This is a genomic window from Ruegeria sp. YTSA064, assembly GCF_059610325.1.
Genome location: NZ_JBXWNK010000001.1, coordinates 168,924 through 195,325, shown reverse-complemented (window position 1 = coordinate 195,325; position 26,402 = coordinate 168,924). Strand labels below are relative to the sequence as shown.

Here is a 26,402-nt window from a genome sequence, read left to right as displayed (position 1 = left end):
GGAACACCTCGAATAAACTGCGTTGGCAAACATTTAGGCGCGGCACGTCCGGATCACAAGCAAGCTGTCGGCTTGGGCCTTAATGACAGGGCTCGGGTTTTGGTTTCGCCGCGGCTGCCGCGAAATGTGCAGCCAGTTGATCAAAGACCGGCTCGCGCACCTCGGGTGCCTCCATCAGAACTTCGTGTTCGCCGTCGGGGATCTCGACCAGAGTACCACTGGGCCAGTCGGCCATCCGGGCTCGGATCGCTTTGCGATCCACAATCTGTTCGTGACTACCCAAGAAGGTCAGGGCAGGGATGTCGGGCGCGGTCTGTTCCATCAGCCAGGTGCATTCATCCAGCGCCTCGCGCAGCCAGATGGTGGACGGGGCACCCAAAGCCAGCTCGGGATGCGCGGCCAACTGGTCCTGCATCATTCGGTACATCGCTGGATCGCGCGTCAGCACGTTTCCTTCGAAAGGTTGCGACACCACATAGCTTTCAAGCGAAGTTGTGGGCGGCTTTTTCTCTCCCAATCCCAGACGCGGCCCCCAATAGGCGGTCAACTGGCTGAGAGGCTTCATGATCGGTGTAAAGAAAATACCCCACATCGGCCCTGTGAAGGCACAAGCAGCGAAGTCATCTCCTTCCAGAACCGCGCGCAACCCAATGGCACCACCCATCGAGTGACCGATCACAAACCAGGGTTTGGGCAATTCCAGTTGCGTGGCGAGTGCCAAGGTGGATCGAACGTCATGCTGATAATCAGTGAATTGTTCGACATGACCGATTCTCGGATCATCCAGCAAACGATCCGCCAGACCTTGTCCGCGCCAGTCAACAGAAAGGCAGGCAAATCTCCGGCTCACGAATTCTTTGGCGGTATCACCGTATTTTTCGATATATTCCGTACGACCGGGGAACAGCATCACCGTGCCGCGCGCATCACCTTCGGGCAGCCAATGTGCCACGCGGATGCGTATGCCGTCTTCGGTAGTCAGCCAATGGGCCACTCCACCAGCAGGGCCGCCGGCCACGTCTTCGAATAAGGGGGCCGGCGAAAACTCCATCAGGCCAGCACCGAGGCGAGTTTCATGGCGATTCCCATGTCTCCGTCAACGCTCAGCTTGCCGGACATGAATGCACCGGTTGGGTTCAGGTCGCCGCTGAGGATTTGTTCAAAGGTATCCGCATCGGCGCTGAGGGTCACATCAGCCTCATCATCGCTGACGCGCGCACCGCTTGCATCCAGGATGATAGATCCCAGATCGGCGATGGCGAACTTTGCTGATGCGTCGAAATCGCCGCCCGACAGTTTCTCATTCAATGCCGCCGCGGCTTTTTCCAGAATATCGCTCATGGTCTTCCTCATATTGTTCATGCGCCGTGAATGGACATCCCCGGTCGCAACGCTACACTGGCCATTGTTATGGGTATTGCAATCACCAATCTCAAACGTACCGTCGCGGCACTTGCCGTCATAGTCACGTTTTCCACCACTTGCACTGCGCAAGAGGCGGATTCGCGCGACGAGGCGGCGTTGTTAGAGCAACTGGCGCAATCGACGCCCGAGCAGGCCATCGGTTTGGATCGGCAATTGCAGGCGCTGTGGTCACAATCCGGTTCGGCCTCGGCTGATTTGCTGCTTGAGCGCGGGCGAGAGGCGTTGGATGATGGCGATGTCGAGGCTGCTCTGGACCATCTGACAGCGCTCACTGATCACGCACCTGAATTCGCCGAAGGCTGGCACGTGCGTGCATCGGCTTTTTTCGGCATGGAGCGGTTTGGTATGGCAGCTGCTGATCTTGAACACGCTTTGACCCTTAACCCAAACAATTATGAGGCTATCTATGGCCTTGGGCTGATCTTCGAGATTGTAGGTGAGCCCGAGCAGGCGTTCGAGGCCTATTCGCGCGCATTGGCTATACATCCCCATCATGAAGAAGTAACCAATGCCGTGAATCGGCTGAAGCCTCAGGTTGAAGGCAAGGCGCTGTAAGTCTCAGGGCGCAGGGGGCAAAGGTGAGCGGGTCATCCCGAATCGTGGCCGTACTTGGCCCAACGAACACAGGTAAAACCCATTACGCGATCGAACGTATGCTGGGGTACCGGACAGGTTTGATCGGCCTGCCACTGCGGCTGCTTGCGCGCGAGGTTTATGACAAGATCGTAGCCATTCGCGGTCATTCGGTCGTGGCGCTGGTGACGGGCGAGGAACGTATCGTGCCGCCGCGGGCGCAATATTGGGTCTGCACGGTCGAGGCGATGCCCGAAGGAATGGGCGCCGATTTCGTTGCTATCGACGAAATCCAGCTCTGTGCCGACCCTGAACGCGGCCATGTTTTTACCGACCGTCTACTGCGCTCGCGTGGAACGAATGAGACGTTGTTCCTCGGCTCTGACACTATGCGGGGTGCGATTGCCGCGCTTGTTCCCGAGGCGCAGTTTGTCCGGCGCGAGCGGATGTCTCAACTGGTCTATTCTGGAAGCAAAAAGATCAGCCGAATGCCCTCGCGCAGCGCGATTGTCGGGTTCTCGGTCGACAATGTCTACGCCATCGCGGAATTGCTGCGTCGTCAGAAGGGCGGGGCGGCGGTGGTCATGGGGGCGCTCAGCCCTCGAACGCGGAATGCGCAGGTTGACCTCTACCAGAACGGCGAGGTTGATTATCTGGTGGCTACCGATGCCATCGGCATGGGTTTGAACCTGGACGTAAACCATGTGGCGTTCTCATCCCTAACCAAGTTCGATGGCCGCCGAATGCGGCCTTTGGCGCCCAATGAACTGGCCCAGATCGCAGGACGGGCCGGGCGTGGCATGTCGGATGGCACTTTTGGCGTTACTGGTGAGGCTCCGCCGCTGGATGAGGGCGTGGCCCAAGCCATTATGGACAGCCGGTTCACACCGATGAAGAAGCTGAACTGGCGGAATGCCGCCTTGCGGTTTGGCACGATCGAGGCATTGATCGACTCGCTTGAGATCAGCCCCGACAATGAGCACCTGATCAAGGCGCGGCCCGCCGACGACCTGAACGTTCTGAAATCTTTGTCCCAAGTCACCGAAGTTGTCGCCCGTGCCAGCGATGGACCATCGGTACGCTTGCTGTGGGATGTATGCCGAATCCCTGATTTTCGCGGAATAAGCCACGCCGAACATGCCAGCCTGCTCGAGGTGATCTATGGCCACCTGCATGAGCGCGGATCTATCCCTGACGATTTCATGGCGCGGCAAATCCGCCGGATCGACCGTACGGATGGGGATATTGATGCGCTGTCCAAAAGGTTGGCATATATTCGCACTTGGACATATGTTGCGCAACGAAACGGATGGGTGCGTGACGAATCCCATTGGCGTGATGAGACGCGCACTGTAGAAGACAGGCTGTCGGACGCTCTGCATGACCGTCTGACCCAACGATTTGTGGACCGGCGTACATCTGTTTTGCTGCGCCGGCTCAAGCAGAAGGAGGCCCTTTTGGCCGAAGTAAATGACAAGGGTGAAGTGACCGTCGAAGGCGAATTCGTCGGCCGTCTGGAAGGGTTCCGGTTTTCGCCGGACAAAAGCGCGCAAGGAACCGAGGCGAAAGCTTTGAAATCGGCCTCTTTGCAAGCACTCGCGCCGCAATTCCATCTGCGTGCCGATCGCTTCTACAACGCGCCCGATACCGAAATAGATTTCACCGATCAGGGCGGACTGATGTGGGGCGAATATGCTGTCGGCAAGCTGGTTGCCGGGGCCGAGCCTCTCAAGCCAATTGTCGAGGTTTTTGTCGATGAGGCCGCAGGCCCGGACGTCGAACAGAAAGTGCAGCGCCGGCTGCAGCATTTCATCGACCGCAAAGTGGCGGCGCTGTTTGAGCCGCTGCTGAATCTGTCGCGCGACGAAGAGCTGACCGGTCTTGCCAAAGGCTTTGCATTCCGCATGGTTGAGGCGCTTGGCGTGCTGCCCCGTGCGCAGGTCGCGCAAGAGGTCAAGGATCTGGATCAGGACGCGCGCGGCGCGCTGCGCAAGCACGGCATCCGTTTTGGTCAGTTCACCATCTTCATGCCACTGCTGTTGAAACCTGCGCCGACGCGTCTGCGTCTGGTGCTTTGGGCGCTGTCGAGCGGTCTGCAGGAGTTCCCCGAAGCGCCGCCTCCGGGGTTGGTCACCGTGCCCGTCGCAAAGGATGCGCCGCAGGGCTATGACACCATGTGCGGTTATCGTGATGCCGGCGAACGCTCGATCCGGATCGACATGCTAGAACGTTTGGCCGACATGTTGCGGTCCGAGGACAGCCGGGGTGGTTTCGAAGCCAAGCCTGATATGCTGTCGATCACTGGTATGACGTTGGATCAGTTTGCCGACCTGATGCAGGGGCTGGGCTACAAGGCTGAACGTGGCGAACGTGAGAAAGTGAAGCCAGTACCGGTCGAAACCGCACCCGAAACTACGACAGACGCGCCCGAGCAACCTGTCGCTGAAGATAACTCTGCGCCAGATGCGCCGACCGAAGACGTCGCGACATCCGCCGAGGCGTCAGCCGAGGCCACCGACAGCACCGAGACGGCAGACGAGGCACCTGCTGCGGACGAACCCGAGGTCGAGGTGTTCTATACCTTCACCTGGGGTCGCCAGCGCCAGCAAAACCGTGGCCCACGTCGCGAGCAGGGGCAGGGCAAAGGCAAGCCGCGTGGTAAGCCGCAAGATGGTCGCAAGCCGCATGGTAAGAAAGGTGGCAAACCTCAGGGTGCCAAGTCCTTCTCGTCTCGGCCGCCCAAGAAGGAAAAGGCCATCGATCCCGACAACCCGTTCGCAGCAGCGCTGATGGGTCTGAAGGACGGTAACTGATCCGCGATGGCCGAGGCCAAGCTGCGGATCGACAAATGGTTGTGGCAGGCGCGGTTCTTCAAGACCCGTAGCCTGGCCGCTAAACAGGTCAGCGGCGGCCATGTCAGGCTAAACGGAAACCGGGTGCTGAAACCGGCGCAAGCTGTGGCACCCGGAGACGTCCTGACCTTTCCCCAGGGGCGGATCGTCCGCGTTGTGCGTATCGAAGCGCTCGGAGAGCGCCGTGGCCCGGCCCCCGAGGCGCAAGGTTTGTACTTTGATATGACTGAAAAGCAGGATGTACCGCCCAAGAATCCCGGATTTGAAGGAAAAGGTCGTCCAACCAAGAAGGAAAGGCGCGCGCTTGATCTTTCTCGCACCCCAAAGGGGTGATCTGACCTTGAAGAGGCGGTCAGACTGGATTAGCTAGTCGCCAAAGCGCAAACGGGAATTCCAAAATGACCTACGTTGTCACCGAAAACTGCATTGGCTGCAAATACACCGATTGTGTCGAGGTATGTCCGGTGGATTGTTTCTACGAAGGTGAGAATACACTGGTCATTCACCCCGATGAATGCATCGACTGTGGTGTGTGTGAACCCGAATGCCCCGCCGACGCAATTCGCCCCGATACCGAGCCGGGTATGGAGCAGTGGGTCGAGTTCAACCGGAAATACTCGGAAATGTGGCCGGTGATTGTGACTAAGAAAGACCCCTTGCCCGAGGCCGAGGAACGCGACGGCGAAGAAGGCAAGATGGAGAAATATTTCTCGGAAGCACCCGGCGAAGGTGGTTAACCGATTCGGTGGCCCCTAACCGTACGTTAGACAACAATCTGCGCCATAATACATTGAGGTAAAAAGGGAATCTCCCATTTGCCTTAGGTCGGTCTTTTGAGTGTCGCAATTTTGTGATATACTTGGGGTCGAATGATGACTGTGATTGGGATGTGCTCCGTAAGTATGCTCGCTTTGGAGTTCTGATTTTATGACAAATAAGCCGCCTGGCGGGGCCGTTTAGGGCCTCGGCTGTGGTCTTTTTGTCGTCTCATATCCCGATCTGTAATGAAGGATGAATGTGAATGTCGAAATCGAAAAAGCTTGAGTTCCGCCCGAACGATTATGTCGTCTACCCGGCTCATGGCGTGGGACAGATCGTATCGATCGAAGAGCAGGAAGTTGCAGGCTTCTCGCTTGAACTGTTCGTAATCTCCTTTGAAAAAGACAAGATGACGCTGCGCGTGCCGACCAACAAGGTCACCGAATCCGGCCTGCGCTCACTCAGCTCTCCTGATGTGATCAGTCAGGCCATGAAAACGCTAAAAGGCAAAGCCAAGGTCAAGCGCGCCATGTGGTCGCGTCGGGCGCAGGAGTATGAGCAAAAGATCAACTCGGGTGATCTGATCTCGATCGCTGAAGTGGTCCGCGACCTGCACCGCACCGACGACCAGCGCGAGCAGAGCTATTCCGAACGTCAGCTATATGAGGCGGCGCTTGAGCGTCTGACCCGCGAAGTTGCTGCAGTGTCTGGTGCAGATGAAATCTCGGCCGCCAAGCAGGTGGATGAGGTGCTGACCTCACGCGCTGCCTGATCAAATGCACCACCCATTTCAAAGCCGCTCCGGTATCGGGGGCGGCTTTTTTTATGAACCGTCGCTTGGTGCTGTAGTCGTTTCAGGGTATTTTTCTCTGAATATTAGGCGGATACGGGGTCAAGATGAAGCAGGCTGTGAAGTTTCTATACATCAGCCACGACCCGATTTCGGTCTGGTTTCGGTATGGTCTGATCCTGTTCGACATCGCGACGATCGTGTTCTTTGTTGTGACCGCGCATATTCCGCACGGTCCGGGTATTACCGCAACCAGTATTGGGGTCGGTGTGCTCATTCTCATGGATTTTTCTGCCCGGCTTTGGATATCGAAAGATCGTTGGAAGCTACTGCGTCAGATTTACACGTTGGCGGACATTGTTGTTATCGTTTCGCTTTTCCTTGATCCGTTTCTGACCGGCAACTTGGCGTTTCTGCGTATTTTGCGCGCCTTGCGTTTGATTCATTCATACCATTTGCTCAGGGATTTGCGGCGTGACAGCAGCTTTTTCCGAACGCATGAAGACGCGGTGATCGCTGCAATCAATTTGCTGGTCTTTGTCTTTGCGACTTCGACCGCTGTATTGGTCTTTTTTGTGCCGGAAGACACCCAGACGCCCTATATCGACGCGCTGTATTTCACGATGGCCACACTGACGACAACTGGGTTTGGTGACATCACGTTGTCGACGCCGGGTGGTAAGCTGTTTTCGGTTTTCATCATGGTTGTTGGTGTGGCCCTGTTCGTGCGTCTGGCGCAGGCGATCTTCATGCCGCAGAAAGTGCGTTACAAATGCCCCAGCTGTGGTCTGTTTCGCCACGACCCGGACGCTGTGCATTGCAAGCACTGCGGCGCGACGCTGCGGATTGCGACGGGGGGTGCCAGTTAGATCAAAGCGATCAGCGTCAGCAGGAATGTGATCTCGGTTATCTGCTGCGTTGCCCCCAGAATGTCGCCGGTCTGACCTCCGATCTTTGCCTTGGCGATCTTCGCAACAATCAGGCTGGCGATCATCGCAAAAAGCATTGGGATCAACGCCAGAGCCCCCAATAAGCCCAATGCCAACACTGCGGCCACTACCAACCCGGCTAATACCGCAGATATCGGCGGTGCGCCGACCGAATGGCTTAGCCCTGAGTGCCGGGCATTTTTTAGAAAAGTCATCAAGGCGGGCATAAGAGATCGGGAATACACACATGCAGCCAGCACACCTGTCATCACCTCGGCACCAACAAGAGCTGCAATGGCTGTGATACGTAGAATCTGAAATAGCAGCAGTGCCAGCACACCATAGGTGCCGATATGGCTGTCCTTCATTATCTCGAGCCGCCGCTCGGGCGTGAACCCTCCCCAAAGGCCATCGAACGTATCAGCCAACCCGTCTTCATGCATTGCACCTGTGGTTGCGATCAGCGCGGCAACGATCAGGCCTGCGACTGCGAAAACGGGCAACTGCGCCCAGATTGCGATCCAACCGATACCACACGCCAGGGCACCAACGATCAGCCCTGCAAGCGGAAATGCCCAGACGGCGCGCGACTGGCGAGTAAACGCCTCTTTCGGCAAGCGTGGCAGGGGCAAGCGTGTCAGCAAGACCAGCGCAAGCGGAATATCCCACATGGAAAATGGGGCAGTGTCGTTTTTGGTCACTCCCAGGCCTTTCAGGGTCTTGTTGCTTTGTCAGGTTTGGTTAAACACACAGGACCACTCTGACGCAACGAGGCTTTCAATGCTGCCTGAACTCGACGATCTGAACAGTTTCCGCGACGCGCTGACCGGTGCGGCCGGTCCGGATACTTCTGCCGTGCAGGGCGCGCAAGAGCGCAACGGCCAACTAACCAAACCACCCGGAGCCTTGGGGCGGCTTGAGGATTTGGCGATATGGTATGCGGGTTGGCGTGGTGATGCGCGGCCACAGATCAGTGCGCCTCAGGTCATTGTGTTTGCTGGCAACCACGGCGTGACCGCGCAGGGTGTTTCAGCATTTCCGCCTGAGGTCACTGTTCAGATGGTCATGAATTTCGAACACGGCGGTGCTGCGATTAATCAACTGGCCAAGGCTGCGGGTGCCAAGATGGATGTGCATGCGTTGGATCTGGACTGTCCGACCGCAGATTTCACCCAAGCCGCCGCGATGAGCGAAGATGAATTGCTGCGCGCGCTGCGCACAGGCTGGGAAGCCGTCGATCCGCAGGCTGATCTGCTGGTTGTGGGAGAGATGGGTATCGGCAACACCACCCCTGCAGCCGCCATCGCCTGTGCGCTGTTTGGAGGAGATGCATCTGACTGGACCGGGCGCGGCACAGGCGTAGATGATGCAGGGTTGGCGAACAAAACACGCGTTGTTGCCGAAGGCGTTGCCCTGCACGGTCAAGGCGACGGTCTGCGTATCCTTCAATGCCTAGGCGGGCGCGAGATTGCGGCCATGGCAGGGGCGATTGCCGCTGCACGTGTATTGCGCATTCCAGTCATTCTGGACGGATTCATCTGTACGGCAGCAGCGGCCTGTTTGGCGCAACTTTCGGACACTGCGCTGGATCACACTGTTGCGGGCCATCAAAGTGCCGAAGGTGCACATTCCGCAATGCTGAACAAGCTAGGTAAGGAACCGTTGCTAAGCCTTGGCTTGCGCTTGGGCGAAGGTTCGGGCGGGGCGCTGGCGATCAACATTCTTAAAAGCGCCGTGGCCTGTCATTCCGGCATGGCAACGTTTGCCGAGGCCGGAGTTACAGACGGTTAAGCCGACTTCTTGGCGTGTTCCTCAGCCAGTTCCAGCAGCGCGGTTTCCAGATCTTTTTCAAGTTGCCGCGCACGCTCGATATATTTTTTGTTTTCTGCCGTGGGCATGCCGGGTATCCACAGCTCGGCCAACTCGCGCACCGATCCTCGGTCGTGGTGATAGAACGTTTGCTCTGCTTGCGCGGCCTCATATTCACTAAGGCCGATATTCTCGAGAACATAGCGACCGGCACGTAGTGACCCATCGAACATTTCGCGCACGATGTCATTGGCCCCGGCCTGATAGAGTTCATAAACATGAGTGCGATCTCGCGCCCGAGCGATGATGTGCAGGTCAGGTCGCTGGCGGCGCGCATATCCGACCAGACGAGTGACCTGTTTGTAATCATCCATGGCCGCGACCAAAACCGAGGCTTTTTCAATCCCGGCGGCGCGCAGCAGTTCGGGACGCGTCGGATCGCCCAAGAATCCTTTGACGCCAAACCGGCGCATAAGCTGGATGGTTTCAATGTCGTGATCCAGAACCACGGTCTTGAATCCGCTTGCCTGCACCAGGCGATTCACGATCTGACCAAAGCGACCGATCCCTGCAATTATGACAGGCCCTCTCTCATCAATCTCATCTGGTTCGACCTTTGGCTTGCTCTCGCCGATATAGCGAGAAAGCAGATCGTAGAGGATAAACAGGAGAGGTGCGATCAGCATGGTCAGGGCGATGATCATAAGCAGTTTTTGCGACAAGCCCGGAGGGATCACGTTTTGCTGTGTCGAGAATGCCAGCAATACAAACCCAAACTCGCCAGCCTGGGCCAATCCCAAAGTAAACAGCCAGTGATCACGTCCACGTAGTTTGAAAGCACGCCCAACGATGAACAGGATGATACCTTTGGCCAAGATCACAAGTAGCGCCAACCCGATCAGATCAAATGGATCGGCGAAGAAGTACCCAATATCGATCCCAGCGCCGACTGTGATGAAAAACAGGCCCAACAGCAGCCCTTTGAACGGCTCAAGGTCGCTTTCCATTTCATGTCGGAATTCCGAGCTAGCCAGAACGACGCCCGCCAAAAATGCACCAAGGGCGGGGGAGAGGCCCACCAGCGTCATCAGAAACGAGATACCAACCACGATCATCAGTGCAAGCGCGGTATACATCTCACGCAATCGCGTGGCGTGGATAAACCGGAACAAGGGGCGGGTCAGATAGACGCCCGCCAGTACGACAAAGACGACCACTCCGATCGTGACAAGAGTAACGGCCCAGCCCGGCAGTCCTTCGACCAGCGACAATGTGGCGTGGTGATCGGCTCCGTGGGCGGAATCCACACCTCGATTGATCGAGCCATCGTCTTCTATGTGGACGCTGGCAGGCAGTGCAAGAAGGGGCAGAAAGGCCAGAATAGGTATGACGGCGATATCTTGCGTCAACAGAACCGAAAATGTGGCTCGCCCGCCATTGGTCTGCATCAACCCCTTTTCGGACAAGGTTTGCAGAACGATAGCGGTGGAAGATAGTGACAACGTAAGGCCGACAGCCAGCGCCACCGACCATTGATGGCCCGCGTAGAACGCCACAGCTGCGATCGCGGCAGTTGACAGGCCAACCTGCAGCCCGCCCAGCCCCAACAACTTGTCGCGCATGTCCCAAAGGGCGCGGGGCTCAAGTTCCAGCCCGATCAGGAACAGCATCATGACAACGCCAAACTCGGCGACGTGTTGAAGGCTCTCTGTTTCTGCGCCTACAAGGCCCAGAATCGGTCCGATTGCAATTCCGGCGGCCAGATATCCCAGCACCGAACCCAGGCCCAGACGCGCGGATAACGGAACGGCGATCACCGCTGCTGCCAAATAGATCGATGCCTGATAAAGGAACTCGTCCATTATTGTCCTCTTATATCCGCTCAGGTCGGGAGCGGCGCGTCACGTTTCAATTGGTCCATCACGATCTGGCTTTGCACACGTGCTACTGCAGGATGCGGCAGGATGACTTCGTGAAGCAAGCTGTTGAGTGCGGATAAGTCGTCACAATAGACATGAAGCAGGTAATCTGCCTCACCCGTCATCGTCCAGGCACTCGTGATCTCGGGGCGCGTGTTGACCATGCGGGAGAAGCTGGCGGATTGTTCGGGGCCATGTGTGCCCAGATGCACCTGAATGAACCCTTGAACCTGCAACCCCAGCATCAGCGGGTCCAGCCGGGCCGTATATCCGGTGATATAGCCCTCAGCCTCAAGGCGCTGTCGGCGGCGGCCCGCCTGACTGGCCGACAGGTTTAACATCTCACCCAATTGATGTGCCGTCAGGTGCGCATCTTTCTGCAAAGCTGACAACAGTCGTGTGTCTGTTGCATCCAGCATGTGCGGTGAATCTCCGGTTTTTGTGTGTTTCGTGCGGATGTTCCGCGCTCAAATTCAGTCTACATGAAAACAATGCGCAGAAACAGCACCGAATAAGGCGTATTTTTGAATCAGCAAAGAAATTCCTGTTTTCCAAGGAGACGCGCCATGGGTCCTTTCCCGCATAATGCCCCGAAATCTGTCATCAGCGAAGAAAACCCAGCCGGCACCGACGGGTTCGAGTTCGTTGAATTTGCCCACCCCGAACCGCAGGAACTGCGCGATCTGTTTGCGCGGATGGGGTTCGAATATGTCGGCTACCACCGCGACACCCCCAAGGTTGAGCTGTGGCAACAGGGTGATGTGACCTACATCCTGAATGCTGATCCGGACAGCTTTGCCGCGAAATTCGTCGCCGAGCATGGTCCTTGCGCCCCTGCGATGGGCTGGCGTGTCGTGGATGCGCAGAAGGCTTATGAGCACGCGATTGCCAAAGGGGCCGAGCCCTATGACGGTGCCGACAAGACCATGAATGTCCCGGCGATCAAGGGTATCGGTGGCTCGCTGATCTATTTCATCGATCAGTATTATGACACCTCGCCCTATAACGAGGAGTTTGAGTGGCTGGAGCAATCGAAACCGCGCGGTGATGGGTTCTATTACCTCGATCACCTGACCCACAACGTGTTCAAGGGTAACATGGACAAGTGGTTCAAATTCTACGGCGACCTGTTCAACTTCCGCGAAATTCGCTTCTTTGACATTCAGGGCAAACATACAGGTCTTTTCAGCCGAGCGCTGACTTCTCCTTGCGGTCGCATCCGCATACCGATCAATGAGGACCGGGGTGAAACCGGGCAGATCGTCTCTTACCTAAAGAAATACAATGGCGAGGGTATCCAGCATATTGCGGTGGGTAGCGATGATATCTATGGCTCGACCGATGCGATTGCCGAAAAGGGGTTGAAGTTCATGCCTGGCCCGAACGAGACATATTATGACATGTCTTACGACCGTGTGTCTGGCCATGATGAGCCCAAGCATCGAATGATGAAGCACGGTATTCTGATCGACGGCGAAGGCGTTGTTGATGGGGGTGAGACCAAGATCCTGCTTCAGATCTTCTCGAAAACCGTAATCGGCCCGATCTTCTTTGAATTCATTCAGCGCAAAGGCGACGATGGGTTTGGTGAGGGTAACTTCAAAGCCCTGTTTGAATCGATTGAACGCGAGCAGATTGAATCAGGTGAGATTTCGGCCGCCTGATCTGAGATCAATGAAAATAACTGAGCGCTCCGTTTACCAAACAGGGCGCTCTTCTTTTATCCGCGTGGCATCTTGAGGGTGATGTTCTTACCGCGTTTCTGATAGCGCAATTCGCTATCTCCGATGGCCACGACATTCCCACCATCGATACGATCACCCACTTTCAGCTTCTTGTAGCGCCCGCTGGGCAGGCGCACCAGGGCACGGCGATTGGCCGGGGTGCCATATACACCGATCAGGTTGAGTTTGCGTAGGTTGATGGCATTGTCGATGGTCGCCTGTCGCGCAACCGAGGCGGTTGTCGGTATCTTGGGTTTTACAGCCCTGGGCTGGAATGAACCGGCCTCATCACTGCTGGTTGCCACATTCGCGGTCGATCCCAGCGAAGCACTTTGGGTGCTGGGTTTCTTGGCAACCAATGCGGCGATATTCGCAGGGCGTGGCTTGGGGCGTGGAACAAGAACCACCGCCAGAGCGGTTGGTGTTTCGTCAACCTCGGGCTTGGATTGCAGGCTTTTCGGGCGCAGTTTTGGTCGCACCGAGGCCAATTCCTGACGAGACCGGCCACCCAATTGTTGTCTTTCGAATTGATCAACGAGGTTGTTGGGCCTTGGGCGGGGTCGGATTGATGCGAGCCTTTCGTCAACCTCTTCAACAACAACGGGCTCTGTCTCAAACCGTGTAGGGGATTCCGGAGGCACCGATGAAGGGCGGCCCAGGTAGACCATCACACCGGCTGGATTCAGAGTGCCCTCTGCGGTCGGCGTCACCAGACCACGTTCGTCCAACTCAAACCTCTGACCCGCGGCGCCGGGCAGGGTGGTCAACTCAAAAGCTTCGTCAGTTTCGAGGCTTTCATGCGGTGGCAGGGCAACGGTGTCGGTCGACAGATCAGCGCGATCAACCGAAGTTAGATAGACATCAGCAAGCTGTTCCAGCGGTGGTTCGGCCAACGGGTTCGGTTCAACAGGCGCGGTCCCAGTGAAGTCATGAAACTCTGTCCCGAAATCTGGCAGGCCAGAAATCTCTTCAACCGGTTCAGGAGCAACCTTCAAAGCTTCGAGAATGGCCTCATCAGTTGCAGACAGATCAGTTTCGTCACCGGTGTTCGGCTCGGCGGGTTCAGGTTCAATTGCGAGTTCCGCAACATCTGGTGCGCTGGGTTCCACGGTTGTCGGGACATCTTGCTGTGGCTCTGGAACTAAAACGGGCGCCTCTGCCACGACTGGTTCTGGGGCATCGACCATAGGTTCATCGCTGTTCAGTGACCAGAGACCAAGTACCATGCCCAATAGAACGGATGCAGCAACCGCCGGAATGACATATTTTTTCACCTCTACCGACGAAGAGATCGCGGGCGATTCAGCGCTTTGAGCGGAACGGAAAGCGGTCGGATCAGCGGTATCCGCGATGGGATGAATGGGAATACTCGATGCCTCATCAGGCGTGGCTTCCGGCGATTTTGCCACGAGCGCAGAGCTGATTTCATTTGACTGGAAGTCCATCTCAGACGCAGGCACTTCGTAAACGGACCCTGATAGAGCGTCTTCACCATTGGCACTAAGCCAGAACCCTTCTGGGATAAATCCATGTTCCACCGCAAATGAGTGCGCTTCTTTCAAAGTTTGCTGCGCGACTGCTGCGACGTGAATGTCCGAACCGTTCGGAGTTGCGACAAAGGTCAGCTCGGACAACTGGTATGGTGTTGCTGAGGCTAATGTTTCTTCAACTTTCTGCGTTGCCGCTTCGGTATCCATTCCATCGGTATCGACCGTCAAAAGACGTACCTGATCCGAAGGAATCACGAGCTTGCAGCTTAGGTTGTTTTCTAGTGCGAATCCCTGATCGCGAAGGGTCCGGATCTGATCAGTGAAATCCGGTGCATCCAACGGGATAGTGCCAATGCAGTACCAGTCTCCATCCGACTGGTGATGCAAGGAAATACCGTTTTCAGAAAATGACAGCACAAAGGCGGGTTTCATGATCGCGATGAACCATAATTGTCAGCTTCAATGCAAACGCTTGGATGTCTGCCCGACGAGATTAGAGCAGGAACTCGCCGAGGGAAAGAAAAAGGCGCGTTTCCCCCTTGCCGTGTACGGAGTATGACACCCATCTTAGCGACAAGTCATAAGGAGAGATCACCTTGAAGACACTTGCTTTTCTGGCTGCCATGACCGCAGCCGTCGCGGCGTTGCCTGCCCATGCGGAAGAACGTCGCATCACCGTCAGTGGAACCGGAACGGCCGTGGCTGCGCCAGATATGGCAACCATAACGCTTGGCGTGACGAACCAGGACGCCCAGGCATCGGTTGCGATGCAGGCGACCTCTGACGCTGTGACACAGATTCTAAAACGGTTAGATGAGATGGGCTTGGAATCACGGGATGTGCAGACCCGCGATCTGTCGTTGTCACCAGTCTGGTCTGGGCACAGGAACTCAAACGACGAAGCACCCAGGATCACCGGATTTACAGCCTCAAACCGTGTTTCTGTTCGGGTTCGGGATTTGGATAAACTGGGTCAGATTATGGATGCCGTCATCAAGGACGGGGCCAATGATTTTGGCGGCTTGAGCTTCAGTGTACAGGAGCCTAAGCCGCTTGAGGCCGAAGCGCGCGCGAAAGCGGTCGTAGACGCAACCGATAAGGCGCAACAATTGGCCGAGGCCTCAGGCGTGACTTTGGGTCCTGTGATTTCGATAAACGATCACGGTGGGGGCGTTCGCCCGATGGCCCAGATGCGCGAAATGGCGATGTCTGACGCCGGTGGCGTTCCGGTAGCGGGTGGAGAGATCTCCGTATCAGTCAATATCGCTATGGAGTTCGAAATCGCGGACTAAGCTACGCTCCAACGTGGGCTTGCAGCGGTTGTCGCTGCTGGCCCGCCGCATCGAAATTCCCCGGTGCAAGCCAATTCTCGAATGCTGCGCGAATGCGCGGCCATTCGCTGTCGATAATAGAGAACCAAGCGGTATCCCGGTTACGCCCTTTGTAATGGGTCGCTTGTCGGAAAATACCTTCGAACGTAAATCCCAAGCGTTCGGCCGCGCGCTTTGAGGGTGCGTTCAAAGCGTCGCATTTCCATTCGTAACGGCGATAGCCAAGCTCATCGAACACCCGTCGCATCATCAGATACATTACTTCGGTTGATTGCGGTTTGCGTTGGAGCAGGGGTGAGAAATGGATATGGCCCACCTCGATTGCACCCGCTGCTGGTTCGACACGCAAATACGAGGCCATACCCACCGGCGTTTCGTCGGCATCCAACACCGTATGGAACATGGGATCGGCGTCCATGCAGTTGTTCTGCGCCCATGTGGTGAAATCAGCCTCAGAGGCGAAGGGGCCATAAGGCAGATAGGTCCAGTCATGGCCATCCGTGTCACTGGCAAACGCCCGGTACAATCCGGGCGCATGCCGGTTCACATCTAGCGGCACAACGGAACAGAACCGGCCCTGCATCGGTGTGTAAGGCGGGGTGGGGCGAGGAAACTCGCCCGTGACCGGCAAGCCAATGGGCTGGCCCAGTTCGTTTGTGTCGTGCTTGGTCATTGGATTAGGCGCTCGCCTTGGATAGCGCTTGATCCAGATCGGCGATCAGATCGTCTGCGTCTTCGATGCCGATGGAGACGCGCACGACTCCCGGGCCCGCGCCTGCAGCTTCCTGCTGCTCAGGCGTCAACTGACGATGGGTCGTCGAGGCAGAGTGGATGATCAGCGAGCGCGCATCGCCCAAGTTGGCCACATGGCTGAAGATTTCCAACGCGTTGACCAGCTTGATGCAGGCGTCATATCCGCCCTTGACCGCAAATGTGAATAGCGCACCGGCCCCGCGCGGGTAATGCGCTTTGACCCGATCATGATAAGGCGACGAGGGAAGGCCTGCATAGGTCACGTAGTCCACGCGATCATCCGCTTCCAGCCAGGCGGCGATCTTTTGGGCGTTTTCGACATGTCGCTCCATCCGCAGTGAGAGTGTCTCGATCCCCATAAGGGTATAATGTGCTGCCTGCGGGTTCATGGTCATACCCAGATCGCGCAGACCGATGGCAATGCCGTGGAAAGTGAAGGCCAGCGGGCCGAAAGTCTCGTGGAATTTCAGGCCGTGATACGCAGTCTCGGGCTCGCTGAGCGAGGGGAATTTGTCATTCGCAGACCAGTCAAACTTACCCGAATCCACGATACAGCCGCCGGTGACAGTGCCGTTACCGGTCAGGTACTTGGTGGTTGAATGCACGACCAGAGTCGCGCCATGCTCGATCGGACGGCACAGGTAGGGCGTGGCCGAGGTGTTGTCGACGATCAGCGGGATGCCAGCCGCGTCTGCGACGTCCGCAAGCGCGCGGATGTCAGTGACATAACCGCCAGGGTTGGCGATGGATTCGCAGAACACCGCGCGGGTGTTTTCGTCGATGGCGGCTTTTACGGCGTCCAGATCGTCGGTGTCGACAAATTTGGCCGACCATCCGAAACGTTTGATGGTCTGGCTAAACTGCGTGACCGTGCCCCCGTACAAGCGGGTTGAGGCGACCACGTTGCAGCCCGGACCCATCAGTGGGAATAGCGCCATGATCTGTGCCGCGTGACCCGAGGAACAGCAAACAGCGCCGACACCGCCCTCAAGCGTTGCCACGCGTTCCTGCAAAACGGCGACGGTCGGGTTGGTCAGACGCGAATAGATGAACCCAACTTCCTGCAAGTTGAACAACGCAGCAGCATGGTCGGCATCGCGAAACACATAGGCCGTAGTCTGGTAGATCGGAGTCTGACGCGCGCCGGTAGCGGGGTCGGGGCGCGCCCCGGCGTGAATCTGCAGCGTGTCGAAACCATAGGTGGGGCCATCAGACATCTTCGAAATCTCCTGTTGGAATGTGCGTTAGTAAATCTCTAGGACATTGCTTTACACCACACAATGTCCACGTCACCGCAGCCAAAGTCCCTTGGCCTTGATGGTCTTGCGTATGACCTGTTCGCGTGCTGGCAGGTTGTTCCTGTCGAACATTGCCCGGATTTTTGCACCTTTGCGCTGGATCACCAATTTCTTCATCGGATCATAGCCTTTGAGCACCTTCTTGATCTTGTTGGGAGCCACAACGGTCTCTAGCACCTCGACCACATGATCGCTTTCTCGCGCATAGAGCATCGGAAACAGGTGATAATGGCAGCTGACTGACCCATCCAGCAGACCTTTTGGCAGCGCATCCCGACCACCGCCGAACGAGTGGATGACCAGCGGCAATGCCACCTGATCCAGCCAGGGGTCTAGGACCTGCCCGGTGAGTTCCGGGATACCTTCGTCCCGAATGGTACGGGCGTAATCAAGATACCGCCGACCAAACTGGTGAGGGCATTTGTAGAAGAAGTATCCCGCATTGAAATACAGGTAGTGTCGCCAATATCCCGGTGGCTGTCTGGAATCGAGCGAGCTTTCGAAATCCAGCCCGAATCGGTCATAAAGCGCGCGCCAGATGCCGTCATAACCGGGGCCATAAAGTGTGGGCTTCGGCCATGTGCCTTCGACACGGAGCGAGGCGCCGGGCCGGTTGAAATCAAATGGCACATCGGCAATTTCACCGGTGATCAATGTATCGGTGTCGAAGAAGACAAATGGCTCGCCTTCGGGCATAGCCAACAGCGCTTCGATCTTGTTGCCGTGGGGATAGCTTGCTCCAAAGGTTTGCGATTCGAAGGGAAGGATCTCAGCACCCAATTGCCGCAAGGCTTGCAACACATCCTCATCCTGAATGCTCGGGTCTTGGGGCCACAAGGGGCCTTTTTGAGGAACGCCAACGAATAAACGTCCGCTAAACCCGGGTGAGCTGTGGCGCAGCGATGCCGCGAACAAGAGTGCCTCGTATTGCAGACGGTTGTTTTGCCCGATGATGAGGATGTTGAACGTCGTTGGGCTTGCCTGCATCTTTTTGCGCTTTCTAAACGGGCCGGAATTGGGCACCGGTCTCAACCGGAAGTACAACAAGCTGTGAAGGGCGTCAAAACCCCAAACATGACCGGTTTGCAAATCCGGCTCGTGCTCCCATCTAATGTGACAGCAACGCAGGAGGATTGCAGATGCGCGTCAATGCAGATTTCACCCAGCGGGTCGCCGTTCACTTTGATCAAACCGCATGGGTCGCGTCACCGGCCGCCGGCGTTGAACGCAAGATGCTGGACCGCATTGGCGAGGAAGTGGCGCGGGCCACAACCATCGTGCGTTTTGCCCCTGGCAGCGCATTTTCAGCGCACACCCATGACGGAGGCGAGGAATATCTGGTGCTGGATGGTGTGTTTCAGGATGAAACCGGAGATTTTCCGGTCGGCAGCTATGTGCGTAATCCTCCGACTTCATCCCACACTCCCTCGGCCAGCAAAGGCGCGACGATCCTCGTCAAGCTTCACCAGTTCGACCCCAAAGACCGCACCGAAGTGCGTCGTTCCATCAACGGGGGCGGAGATATCGATTTGTTCAAGGATGCGCATGAGGATGTTCAGGTGCAATGCTGGGCTGCTGGTGAGCAAATTGAACTGGACGCTGGCAAGGGGCTTGAGGTCTTCGTTCTCGAAGGCAGCTTTATCGAGACAGGCGAAGAATTTGGTGTTTGGGATTGGCTGCGACTACCACCTGGATCACGCTCGACAGCCATCGCAGGAGAGGGTGGAGCCCGCGTTTGGATCAAATCCGGCCACCTAAGCGGGATGATCTGACACCAAACGTGCTAACAATGTGGGCAATTATTAAGGAAATCCGGGCCATTTTTCCCGGATTTCTATTTTTTTGACCATTTGGTAAATTTACCAATTGATAAAAAATCAGAATGTGGCAAGCTGAAGCTCATAACAAACATATCTACAGGGAGTAGAGTGATGGCACAGGGCCAGATGGCACCCGGGATCGTCTCCGGGCGGCTTTCCAGCGATGAGCTGACCTCGAATTTCACCGATCTGCATCCGCCTCTGGCTCCGCATGAGGCAGCCGTGGCAGCAGATCGTTGCTATTTCTGCTATGACGCACCATGTGTAACGGCCTGTCCGACGGATATCGATATTCCGTTGTTCATTCGTCAGATTCAGGCCGGGCAACCGCAGGCAGCAGGGCAGACGATTCTGGAACAAAATATCCTAGGCGGCATGTGCGCCCGGGTCTGTCCGACGGAGACTCTTTGTGAAGAGGCTTGCGTGCGTGAGACGGCCGAAGGCAAGCCGGTCGAGATTGGACGCCTGCAGCGATATGCAACTGATGACGTGATGGCCTCGGGCGCGCATCCGTTCGAGCGCGCCACGTCAACGGGCAAGACGGTCGCCGTGGTAGGGGCAGGGCCCGCTGGTCTGGCCTGCGCCCACCGTCTTGCGATGCTGGGGCATGATGTGGTGATCCACGAAGGCAAACCCAAGCCGGGCGGGCTGAACGAATACGGCATTGCAGCGTATAAATCGACCAATGATTTTGCGCAGGCCGAAGTCGATTGGCTGCTAAAAATCGGTGGAATTGCGATTGAGACCGACTCGGTTCTGGGTGAGACGATTTCACTGGAAGGGCTGCAACAGAACTATGACGCTGTGTTCCTGTCGATCGGACTGGCAGGGGTGAATGCGCTACGTGCAGATGGGGTCGATAAAGACGGGGTGCGCCCGGCGGTCGACTTTATCTCGGATGTGCGGCAGGCCAGCGACCTGGCTGATCTCCCGGTCGGTCGGAATGTCGTTGTGATTGGCGGCGGCATGACAGCGGTAGACGCGGCAGTGAAATCGAAGCTGCTGGGGGCAGAGCACGTCACCATCGCCTATCGCCGAGGTCGCGACGCAATGGGGGCCAGCCGGTACGAGCAGGATTTGGCGGCGTCGCACGGTGTTCGAATTCTGTGCAACGTTCAACCTGTGGCCATTCACGGAAATGGAGCCGCGGCTGAAATCGAATTGGAGTATACTGCTAGTCATGATGGTCGACTGACCGGTACAGGAGAAACCGTTCGTGTGCCTGCCGATCAGGTTTTCAAGGCCATCGGTCAGGCGCTTGACGGTGCGCCGGAAGGGCTAACGCTGGATGGCAATAAGATTGCTGTGACTGGGGCAGGACGCACCTCGATGACCGGCGTGTGGGCTGGCGGAGACTGTGCAGCAGGTGGTGAAGACCTGACCGTTACCGCAGTGGCCGAGGGCCGCGATGCAGCGATGGATATCCATGCTGCTCTGAGCGCGTGAAACTCAAAGGCAAAGATGCAAACCTGCATCAGGGAGGCCGGATAAATGGCTGATTTAAAATCAAACTTTCTGGGAATTTCAAGTCCAAACCCTTATTGGCTGGCCTCGGCGCCGCCGACTGACAAGGAATACAATGTCCGCCGCGCCTTTGAGGCCGGTTGGGGCGGCGTGGTATGGAAGACTTTGGGGTCCGAAGGCCCTCCGGTCGTAAACGTAAATGGGCCGCGTTATGGCGCGATCTACGGGGCGGACCGCCGGCTGCTGGGGCTCAACAACATCGAACTGATTACCGACCGGCCACTTGAGGTGAACCTTGAGGAAATGGCCCGTGTTAAGGCCGACTACCCAGATCGCGCGCTGATCGCCTCGATCATGGTGCCCTGTGAAGAAGCCGCGTGGAAGGCCATTCTGCCACGCGTGGCTGAAACTGGCGCGGATGGGATCGAGCTGAATTTCGGTTGCCCGCATGGGATGAGCGAGCGCGGCATGGGCTCGGCTGTTGGGCAGGTGCCGGAATACATCGAAATGGTGACCCGGTGGTGCAAACAGTACTACGACCGCCCGGTTATCGTGAAACTGACGCCGAACATAACCGATATCCGCAAACCCGCAGCGGCAGCTAAGAACGGCGGTGCGGATGCGGTGTCGCTGATAAATACGATCAACTCGATCACCAGTGTAAATCTGGATACGTTCAGCCCCGAACCATCGATTGACGGCAAAGGCAGCCATGGTGGCTATTGTGGTCCGGCGGTGAAGCCGATTGCTTTGTCCATGGTGTCAGAGATTGCGCGGGCTGAAGCCACGCGTGGCCTGCCGATCTCGGGCATCGGCGGCGTGACCACTTGGCGCGACGCTGCAGAGTTTATCTCGCTTGGTTGTGGTAATGTTCAGGTCTGCACCGCAGCAATGACCTATGGCTTTAAGATCATCGACGAACTGACTGCAGGCTTGTCAGAATGGATGGACGAGAAAGGCTATACCAGCATCGATCAGGTGATCGGCCGCGCGGTGCCCAATGTCACTGACTGGCAATATTTGAATCTCAACTACATCGCAAAAGCGAAAATTGATCAGGACCAGTGTATCAAGTGTGGCCGCTGCTATGCCGCCTGCGAGGACACCAGCCATCAGGCGATTTCGATGTCGGCAGATCGGGTATTCGAAGTCATCGATGAAGAATGCGTTGCCTGCAACCTGTGTGTCGATGTCTGCCCGGTCGAAGGCTGTATCTCGATGGAGCCAATGGCGGCCGGAGAGGTTGATCCGCGCACGGGCAAAGTGGTTAATCCCGAATATGCCAACTGGACAACGCATCCGAACAATCCGATGGCCAAGGCCGCCGAGTAAGAGATTCCGGAATCCCGCTACAACCGGTTCGGTGATACACTGCCGCTGACGGACAGGATCAAAGGAGCATGTCATGTCAGCGGCACCAATGGGTCGGAACAAAGGTGGCAACCGGGTCACAAAGCTTGATCGGGATACATCCAAGAAGAATGTCGCCCTTTCCAAAGCGAAACAGCGCGACGCGCTTGCTGCAAAAAATTTTGTGAAACATCAAAAGCAGGTCAAAAAGGATCTGGAACAATTGATCAAACTTCGACGCTCGATCGAAGAGATGCTTAAGAAGCTGAAAGAGGACCGGCAACTGGATCAGAGATTTCTGAACCAAGTTACGAAAAAGGTTAAATCTCTTAAGGACTTTAGCACTTTCATTAAAGCATCCGAACGTGAGCATTCAGTAGGTGTTCAGCAGCCCAAGATGTACACCGCAATTGTACGGGATGCCGGAAAAGTACCCAAAACCAACACAGTCAATACAATGGGCGACTTGACTATAATTCTGGCCATGACCATCGTGATTTTGAAGCGTATTCTAGCCCTGAAACCGGCGAAGTAACGTCTACGGCGTTAGAAGTTTGCGATAGAGTGTGTCAACGAAAGTCTCGGCGCCTTCAAAAGGATCTTCATCGCCCAAGATTGCGCGAACCTGCACGTCAAAATCTGCATAATGCTGGGTCAGAGCCCAGATTGAGAAAATCAAATGATAGGGATGCAGGCGCGCAATCTTTCCCTGATCCATCCAACGGGTAAGGATGGCTGTTTTTTCATCGACCAGCTTCTTGAGATCGCTGGATAAAGCATCGTGAATGCGAGGCGCTCCCTGAACCAGTTCATTTGCAAACAGGCGGCTTTCGCGGGGGAGGTCGCGGCTCATCTCAAGCTTTCGGCGGACGTAAGATAAGATCTCTTCCAGCGGCTCTCCGTTTTCGTCAAGCTCGTGCAAAGGTGCCAACCATACCTCAAGTAAGCCAGTTAGAAGGGCAGTGTGAATCGCCTCTTTTGACGGGAAGTAATAGAGCAGATTGGGTTTGCTCAATCCCGCCTCGGTGGCGATTTGGTCAACGGTGGCCCCGCGATATCCATGTGCAGAGAACACATTCAGGGCAGCGTCTAGAATCGCTGCTCGGTTTTTTTGCTGAATCCGTGTTGGCGCGCGGTCCTTGGGCATGTTTCCCTGTGCCTATTTTTGGTTTTCTGCGTGGCGGATATGTCGAAAATTTCGGCAATACCATGCATTTTCTTGACTGATGTCGAACCCGTGATAGCGTGAGTTTGACCAGATGGTCAAATCAAGACACCAAAAGCGAGCTAAATCGCAAGCAACAGGGAAGAAAAAGATGGCAGCTCCGGCGCAGAATCTCAGGATCAATGGCGACAGGTTATGGGACAGCCTGATGGAGATGGCCAAGATCGGGCCCGGTGTGGCGGGTGGCAATAATCGCCAGACGTTGACTGATGAGGATGCCGAAGGGCGCGCATTGTTTCAAAAGTGGTGCGAGGACGCGGGTTGCTCCATGGGATTGGACCAGATGGGTAACATGTTCGCCCGTCGAGAAGGCGCTGATGCTGAAGCGTTGCCGGTATATGTTGGGTCGCATCTGGATACTCAGCCGACTGGCGGCAAATACGACGGTGTGCTTGGCGTGTTGGGTGGGTTGGAGATCATTCGCACGTTGAATGATCTTGGGATCAAAACCAAGCACCCCATCGTCGCGACCAACTGGACCAACGAAGAGGGGACGCGATACGCGCCTGCGATGTTGTCTTCGGGCGTATTCGCCGGAATGCACACGCAGGATTGGGCCTATGATCGTGAGGATGCCGAGGGCAAAAAATTCGGGGATGAGTTGAACCGTATCGGCTGGCGCGGTGATGAAGAGGTGGGTGCGCGCAAGATGCACGCGTTCTTCGAACTGCACATCGAACAGGGCCCCATACTGGAAGCCGAGGGCAAGGATATCGGCGTTGTCACGCATGGCCAGGGGCTAAGCTGGACCCAAGTCACAGTGACTGGCAAGGATGCGCATACCGGGTCTACTCCGATGCCGATGCGTAAGAATGCCGGGCTGGCAATGGCACGTATTCTTGAGAAAGTGGATGAGATTGCGTGGTCACATGCGCCTCATGCCGTTGGTGCGGCGGGTCATATCGACGTGTACCCGAACTCGCGCAATGTGATCCCGGGAAAGGCGGTGTTTACGGTCGATTTCAGATCACCCGAGTTGGATGTGATCACCGATATGGAGAACCGGCTGCGCGTCGCGGCAGAGGATATCGTCAATGAGATGGGACTGCAGATCGAATTCGAGAAGGTTGGCGGCTTTGATCCAGTAAAATTCGATGAAGGTTGCGTGGCTGCGGTGCGCGACGCGGCTGAACGGTTGGGTTATTCACATACAGATATCATTTCAGGCGCGGGACATGATGCCTGCTGGATCAATCGAGTTGCCCCGACAGCGATGGTGATGTGCCCCTGCGTGGATGGGCTCAGCCACAATGAGGCTGAAGAAATCAGCAAGGATTGGGCTGCAGCCGGGGCGGATGTTTTGCTGCACGCCGTCGTTGAAACGGCCGAGATCGTGGAATAGGGGGCTTTACCCCGTCGCCCGATGGGCCCCCCCCCCGGGGGGATATTTTTAGCCAGATGAAGCAAGCGGCGCAGACCGCATCAGGGAGTTTAACATGAGCACTGTGATCAAGAACGGAACCGTTGTGACCGCTGATCTGACCTACAAGGCGGACGTGAAGGTTGAAGGTGGCGTGATTACCGAAATTGGGCCGGACCTGCGTGGTGACAAGGAACTTGATGCGTCGGGCTGTTATGTCATGCCCGGTGGGATCGACCCGCATACGCATTTGGAAATGCCGTTTATGGGCACCTATTCCAGTGACGATTTTGAAAGCGGGACGCGCGCGGCGCTGGCTGGCGGGACCACGATGGTGGTGGATTTTGCGCTGCCCAATCCGGGTGAAAGCTTGTTGGACGCGCTGAAACGCTGGGACAACAAGTCAACGCGGGCAAACTGTGATTATTCGTTCCACATGGCGGTGACCTGGTGGGGTGAGCAGGTGTTTGATGACATCAAAACCGTCATCGAGACGCGCGGCATCAACACCTTCAAGCATTTCATGGCCTATAAAGGCGCGCTGATGGTGAACGACGATGAGCTTTTTGCCTCGTTCAAACGTCTTGCGGAGCTAGGTGGCACTGCGATGGTCCATGCCGAGAATGGAGATGTGGTTGCTGAGCTGAGTGCGAAGTTGTTGGCAGAAGGAAATACAGGGCCAGAAGCGCATGCCTATTCCCGTCCACCGCAGGTGGAAGGCGAGGCGACCAACCGGGCGATCATGATCGCAGATATGGCAGGTGTGCCGCTCTATGTGGTGCATACCTCCTGCGAAGAGGCGCATGAGGCCATTCGGCGCGCCAAGATGCAGGGCAAGCGTGTATGGGGCGAGCCATTGATCCAACACCTGACCTTGGATGAAAGCGAGTACTTCCACCACGATTGGGAACACGCGGCACGTCGGGTTATGAGCCCTCCGTTCCGGAACAAGCAGCATCAGGACAGCCTTTGGAATGGTCTACAGTCTGGAACGTTGAGCGTTGTGGCCACAGACCATTGTGCGTTTACGACGGAGCAGAAACGGTATGGCGTGGGTGATTTCACCAAGATTCCGAACGGGACCGGAGGGTTGGAAGATCGGATGCCGATGCTATGGACCCATGGGGTGAATACCGGGCGTCTGACGCCGAATGAGTTCGTGGCCGTTACTTCAACTAACATCGCCAAGATATTGAATTGCTATCCGAAAAAGGGCGCAATTCTTGTGGGCGCGGATGCTGATTTGGTTGTTTGGGACCCGGACAAGGCCAAGGTAATCTCGGCCGAGACACAGCAATCCTCCATCGACTACAACGTGTTTGAAGGCAAGGAAGTGCGCGGGTTGCCCCGGTTCACGCTGACCCGCGGTGCGGTGGCCGTACATGATGGTGAGATTCAGACTCAGGAAGGGCACGGGAAGTTCGTGGCGCGTGAGGCCAATACCCATGTGAACAAGGCGCTGAGCACCTGGAAAGAGTTGACAGCGCCCCGGCCTGTTGAGCGGACAGGTATACCGGCAACGGGTGTGTAA

25 protein-coding genes are annotated in these 26,402 nt (G+C 56.4%); 15 read left to right on the top strand and 10 right to left on the bottom strand.

Translation table 11 applies throughout. From position 1 onward, the window contains the following. Positions 1–79 precede the first annotated feature (79 nt). Positions 80–1,051, bottom strand: coding sequence for an alpha/beta fold hydrolase (locus AC2FI7_RS00935; RefSeq protein ID WP_010439387.1), 972 nt, complete (start codon positions 1,049–1,051; stop codon positions 80–82). Further along, complete coding sequence (locus AC2FI7_RS00930; protein WP_010439389.1) at positions 1,051–1,341, bottom strand: SCP2 sterol-binding domain-containing protein; 291 nt, start codon at positions 1,339–1,341, stop codon at positions 1,051–1,053. Before AC2FI7_RS00930 ends, AC2FI7_RS00935 begins: the two co-directional genes overlap by 1 nt. A 30-nt stretch (positions 1,342–1,371) precedes the next feature. Between AC2FI7_RS00930 and AC2FI7_RS00925 the strand changes: the two genes are divergently transcribed. From AC2FI7_RS00925 to AC2FI7_RS00900, 6 genes are all read left to right on the top strand, one after another. Then, positions 1,372–1,980: a tetratricopeptide repeat protein gene (locus AC2FI7_RS00925; protein WP_010439392.1), complete on the top strand. Its 609-nt coding sequence runs from the start codon at positions 1,372–1,374 to the stop codon at positions 1,978–1,980. Positions 1,981–2,003: 23 nt separating this feature from the next. After that, complete coding sequence (locus AC2FI7_RS00920) at positions 2,004–4,811, top strand: helicase-related protein (protein WP_029621765.1); 2,808 nt, start codon at positions 2,004–2,006, stop codon at positions 4,809–4,811. 6 nt (positions 4,812–4,817) lie between these two features. Beyond that, positions 4,818–5,183 (top strand): RNA-binding S4 domain-containing protein, encoded by a 366-nt coding sequence (locus tag AC2FI7_RS00915; RefSeq protein ID WP_010439398.1) that lies wholly within the window; start codon positions 4,818–4,820, stop codon positions 5,181–5,183. 65 nt (positions 5,184–5,248) lie between these two features. After that, positions 5,249–5,587, top strand: coding sequence for a ferredoxin FdxA (fdxA, locus tag AC2FI7_RS00910; protein WP_010439399.1), 339 nt, complete (start codon positions 5,249–5,251; stop codon positions 5,585–5,587). Between the two features lie 284 nt (positions 5,588–5,871). Continuing rightward, positions 5,872–6,381 carry a CarD family transcriptional regulator gene (locus AC2FI7_RS00905; protein WP_010439402.1) on the top strand — a complete coding sequence of 170 codons (510 nt, stop codon included), beginning with the start codon at positions 5,872–5,874 and terminating at the stop codon, positions 6,379–6,381. Between the two features lie 125 nt (positions 6,382–6,506). Continuing rightward, the gene (locus AC2FI7_RS00900; RefSeq protein WP_496815552.1) at positions 6,507–7,268 is read left to right on the top strand and encodes an ion channel; all 762 of its coding nucleotides are present in this window, start codon (positions 6,507–6,509) and stop codon (positions 7,266–7,268) included. Here the strand turns inward: AC2FI7_RS00900 and cobS are convergent. Further along, the gene (gene cobS / locus AC2FI7_RS00895) at positions 7,265–8,029 is read right to left on the bottom strand and encodes an adenosylcobinamide-GDP ribazoletransferase (RefSeq protein WP_496815551.1); all 765 of its coding nucleotides are present in this window, start codon (positions 8,027–8,029) and stop codon (positions 7,265–7,267) included. The genes AC2FI7_RS00900 and cobS overlap by 4 nt on opposite strands. Positions 8,030–8,108: 79 nt before the next feature. Between cobS and cobT the strand changes: the two genes are divergently transcribed. Continuing rightward, a complete protein-coding gene (gene cobT, locus AC2FI7_RS00890; RefSeq protein ID WP_010439409.1) occupies positions 8,109–9,119 on the top strand; it encodes a nicotinate-nucleotide--dimethylbenzimidazole phosphoribosyltransferase in 1,011 nt (336 codons plus the stop codon). Here the strand turns inward: cobT and AC2FI7_RS00885 are convergent. Next, the gene (locus tag AC2FI7_RS00885) at positions 9,116–10,999 is read right to left on the bottom strand and encodes a monovalent cation:proton antiporter-2 (CPA2) family protein (protein WP_120981132.1); all 1,884 of its coding nucleotides are present in this window, start codon (positions 10,997–10,999) and stop codon (positions 9,116–9,118) included. The two genes, cobT and AC2FI7_RS00885, sit on opposite strands and share 4 nt — an antisense overlap. A gap of 20 nt (positions 11,000–11,019) precedes the next feature. Continuing rightward, positions 11,020–11,475, bottom strand: a complete 456-nt coding sequence (locus tag AC2FI7_RS00880; RefSeq protein WP_010439413.1) for an Lrp/AsnC family transcriptional regulator — start codon at positions 11,473–11,475, stop codon at positions 11,020–11,022. Between the two features lie 147 nt (positions 11,476–11,622). Here AC2FI7_RS00880 and hppD point away from each other — a divergent pair, with 147 nt between their 5' ends. Further along, complete coding sequence (gene hppD / locus AC2FI7_RS00875) at positions 11,623–12,720, top strand: 4-hydroxyphenylpyruvate dioxygenase (RefSeq protein ID WP_010439415.1); 1,098 nt, start codon at positions 11,623–11,625, stop codon at positions 12,718–12,720. A 56-nt stretch (positions 12,721–12,776) separates the two neighbouring features. On the opposite strand, the gene AC2FI7_RS00870 is transcribed toward hppD, so the two are convergent. Then, complete coding sequence (locus tag AC2FI7_RS00870) at positions 12,777–14,702, bottom strand: hypothetical protein (protein WP_496815550.1); 1,926 nt, start codon at positions 14,700–14,702, stop codon at positions 12,777–12,779. 164 nt (positions 14,703–14,866) lie between these two features. Here AC2FI7_RS00870 and AC2FI7_RS00865 point away from each other — a divergent pair, with 164 nt between their 5' ends. After that, positions 14,867–15,562, top strand: coding sequence for an SIMPL domain-containing protein (locus AC2FI7_RS00865; protein ID WP_496815548.1), 696 nt, complete (start codon positions 14,867–14,869; stop codon positions 15,560–15,562). A gap of 1 nt (position 15,563) precedes the next feature. On the opposite strand, the gene AC2FI7_RS00860 is transcribed toward AC2FI7_RS00865, so the two are convergent. The 3 genes from AC2FI7_RS00860 to AC2FI7_RS00850 form a co-directional block, all read right to left on the bottom strand. Beyond that, a complete protein-coding gene (locus tag AC2FI7_RS00860) occupies positions 15,564–16,274 on the bottom strand; it encodes a GNAT family N-acetyltransferase (protein WP_010439424.1) in 711 nt (236 codons plus the stop codon). Positions 16,275–16,278: 4 nt separating this feature from the next. Continuing rightward, positions 16,279–17,571, bottom strand: coding sequence for an O-acetylhomoserine aminocarboxypropyltransferase/cysteine synthase family protein (locus AC2FI7_RS00855; RefSeq protein WP_010439425.1), 1,293 nt, complete (start codon positions 17,569–17,571; stop codon positions 16,279–16,281). Between the two features lie 72 nt (positions 17,572–17,643). After that, a complete protein-coding gene (locus AC2FI7_RS00850) occupies positions 17,644–18,639 on the bottom strand; it encodes a GT-B fold glycosyltransferase domain-containing protein (protein WP_010439427.1) in 996 nt (331 codons plus the stop codon). A gap of 152 nt (positions 18,640–18,791) precedes the next feature. On the opposite strand from AC2FI7_RS00850, the gene AC2FI7_RS00845 reads away from it, so the two are divergent. The 4 genes from AC2FI7_RS00845 to AC2FI7_RS00830 all read left to right on the top strand — a co-directional run bounded on the left by AC2FI7_RS00845 (position 18,792) and on the right by AC2FI7_RS00830 (position 22,821). Then, positions 18,792–19,424 carry a cupin domain-containing protein gene (locus AC2FI7_RS00845; protein ID WP_010439429.1) on the top strand — a complete coding sequence of 211 codons (633 nt, stop codon included), beginning with the start codon at positions 18,792–18,794 and terminating at the stop codon, positions 19,422–19,424. A 159-nt stretch (positions 19,425–19,583) separates the two neighbouring features. Next, complete coding sequence (locus AC2FI7_RS00840; RefSeq protein WP_010439431.1) at positions 19,584–20,918, top strand: NAD(P)-dependent oxidoreductase; 1,335 nt, start codon at positions 19,584–19,586, stop codon at positions 20,916–20,918. 45 nt (positions 20,919–20,963) lie between these two features. After that, entirely contained in the window at positions 20,964–22,268 is a 1,305-nt protein-coding gene (gene preA, locus AC2FI7_RS00835; RefSeq protein WP_010439434.1) for an NAD-dependent dihydropyrimidine dehydrogenase subunit PreA, read from the top strand. 73 nt (positions 22,269–22,341) lie between these two features. Then, positions 22,342–22,821, top strand: coding sequence for a hypothetical protein (locus tag AC2FI7_RS00830; protein WP_496815544.1), 480 nt, complete (start codon positions 22,342–22,344; stop codon positions 22,819–22,821). Positions 22,822–22,824: 3 nt separating this feature from the next. On the opposite strand, the gene AC2FI7_RS00825 is transcribed toward AC2FI7_RS00830, so the two are convergent. Further along, entirely contained in the window at positions 22,825–23,433 is a 609-nt protein-coding gene (locus AC2FI7_RS00825) for a TetR family transcriptional regulator C-terminal domain-containing protein (protein WP_010439439.1), read from the bottom strand. Positions 23,434–23,602: 169 nt separating this feature from the next. Between AC2FI7_RS00825 and AC2FI7_RS00820 the strand changes: the two genes are divergently transcribed. Continuing rightward, positions 23,603–24,853, top strand: coding sequence for a Zn-dependent hydrolase (locus AC2FI7_RS00820; RefSeq protein WP_010439441.1), 1,251 nt, complete (start codon positions 23,603–23,605; stop codon positions 24,851–24,853). 94 nt (positions 24,854–24,947) lie between these two features. Next, a complete protein-coding gene (gene hydA / locus AC2FI7_RS00815) occupies positions 24,948–26,402 on the top strand; it encodes a dihydropyrimidinase (RefSeq protein ID WP_010439443.1) in 1,455 nt (484 codons plus the stop codon).

Bases quoted from the DNA above. Each gene is read 5' to 3' on its own strand.
- AC2FI7_RS00850 (WP_010439427.1), bottom strand. From the start codon at position 18,639: ATGCAGGCAAGCCCAACGACGTTCAACATCCTCATCATCGGGCAAAAC.
- fdxA (WP_010439399.1), top strand. From the start codon at position 5,249: ATGACCTACGTTGTCACCGAAAACTGCATTGGCTGCAAATACACCGAT.
- hppD (WP_010439415.1), top strand. From the start codon at position 11,623: ATGGGTCCTTTCCCGCATAATGCCCCGAAATCTGTCATCAGCGAAGAA.
- AC2FI7_RS00885 (WP_120981132.1), bottom strand. From the start codon at position 10,999: ATGGACGAGTTCCTTTATCAGGCATCGATCTATTTGGCAGCAGCGGTG.
- AC2FI7_RS00825 (WP_010439439.1), bottom strand. From the start codon at position 23,433: ATGCCCAAGGACCGCGCGCCAACACGGATTCAGCAAAAAAACCGAGCA.
- AC2FI7_RS00860 (WP_010439424.1), bottom strand. From the start codon at position 16,274: ATGACCAAGCACGACACAAACGAACTGGGCCAGCCCATTGGCTTGCCG.
- AC2FI7_RS00820 (WP_010439441.1), top strand. From the start codon at position 23,603: ATGGCAGCTCCGGCGCAGAATCTCAGGATCAATGGCGACAGGTTATGG.
- AC2FI7_RS00845 (WP_010439429.1), top strand. From the start codon at position 18,792: ATGCGCGTCAATGCAGATTTCACCCAGCGGGTCGCCGTTCACTTTGAT.
- AC2FI7_RS00915 (WP_010439398.1), top strand. From the start codon at position 4,818: ATGGCCGAGGCCAAGCTGCGGATCGACAAATGGTTGTGGCAGGCGCGG.
- hydA (WP_010439443.1), top strand. From the start codon at position 24,948: ATGAGCACTGTGATCAAGAACGGAACCGTTGTGACCGCTGATCTGACC.
- cobT (WP_010439409.1), top strand. From the start codon at position 8,109: ATGCTGCCTGAACTCGACGATCTGAACAGTTTCCGCGACGCGCTGACC.
- AC2FI7_RS00905 (WP_010439402.1), top strand. From the start codon at position 5,872: ATGTCGAAATCGAAAAAGCTTGAGTTCCGCCCGAACGATTATGTCGTC.
- AC2FI7_RS00900 (WP_496815552.1), top strand. From the start codon at position 6,507: ATGAAGCAGGCTGTGAAGTTTCTATACATCAGCCACGACCCGATTTCG.
- preA (WP_010439434.1), top strand. From the start codon at position 20,964: ATGGCTGATTTAAAATCAAACTTTCTGGGAATTTCAAGTCCAAACCCT.
- AC2FI7_RS00930 (WP_010439389.1), bottom strand. From the start codon at position 1,341: ATGAGCGATATTCTGGAAAAAGCCGCGGCGGCATTGAATGAGAAACTG.
- AC2FI7_RS00925 (WP_010439392.1), top strand. From the start codon at position 1,372: ATGGACATCCCCGGTCGCAACGCTACACTGGCCATTGTTATGGGTATT.
- AC2FI7_RS00870 (WP_496815550.1), bottom strand. From the start codon at position 14,702: ATGAAACCCGCCTTTGTGCTGTCATTTTCTGAAAACGGTATTTCCTTG.
- AC2FI7_RS00880 (WP_010439413.1), bottom strand. From the start codon at position 11,475: ATGCTGGATGCAACAGACACACGACTGTTGTCAGCTTTGCAGAAAGAT.
- AC2FI7_RS00840 (WP_010439431.1), top strand. From the start codon at position 19,584: ATGGCACAGGGCCAGATGGCACCCGGGATCGTCTCCGGGCGGCTTTCC.
- AC2FI7_RS00855 (WP_010439425.1), bottom strand. From the start codon at position 17,571: ATGTCTGATGGCCCCACCTATGGTTTCGACACGCTGCAGATTCACGCC.
- AC2FI7_RS00830 (WP_496815544.1), top strand. From the start codon at position 22,342: ATGTCAGCGGCACCAATGGGTCGGAACAAAGGTGGCAACCGGGTCACA.
- AC2FI7_RS00935 (WP_010439387.1), bottom strand. From the start codon at position 1,051: ATGGAGTTTTCGCCGGCCCCCTTATTCGAAGACGTGGCCGGCGGCCCT.